Source organism: Rhodococcus sp. P3_B8 (assembly GCF_056402775.1).
In genome coordinates this window covers 1-546 of sequence record NZ_JBFUGT010000702.1, presented here as the reverse complement: position 1 = coordinate 546, position 546 = coordinate 1, and the positions used below count along the sequence as shown (strand labels likewise).

Genomic DNA, 546 nt, shown 5'->3' with positions numbered 1-546 from the left:
GACTGGTACCCGCTGTTCCCGAACCCGGTCGTCGCCGAGTCGCTCCTCGACCGGCTCATCAACACCAGCCATCAAACCCTGATGGACGGACCGTCCTACCGACCCCGCAAACGACCCGGACACCGCCCCACCGCCGCAACCTGACCCGCACCCCGCCCGCTCGGGTTACCCTCGACTCAGCACGCCCGAGCATGGGGAATTACGTGACGGACACCCCTGGGGAATTACGTGACGGTCGACATGCACCACCGGCTCAGCGCCGGTGCGCACCTCGATCTCGGTACTGAACATAGTTCCGACGTTAGCCCGCGGGTGCGTGACATTCGAGCGGGACGTATGCGGCGGGTCAGCCGCTGGCCGCTATCCGACTACGGCGTTTAACACGTGCCCTACGCCTGCCGTGATCAATGAGTCTTTCGGCGCAAACCCGGTTCGGGTCCGGGATAGCTGATCTGGTCTTGTCGGACTGTGTGGCTAGTGTCTGGGTTATGGCGGGGAGGGTAGTGAAGCGGGCGTTCAAGTACCGCTTCTATCCGACTATCCGAC

At 63.6% G+C, this 546-nt stretch carries 1 pseudogene; it reads left to right on the top strand.

Annotation, left to right across the window (positions count from 1 at the left end):
• Positions 1 to 144: pseudogene (locus tag AC1D1G_RS45870) on the top strand (ATP-binding protein); the annotation flags it as partial.
• Positions 145 to 546 lie beyond the last annotated feature (402 nt).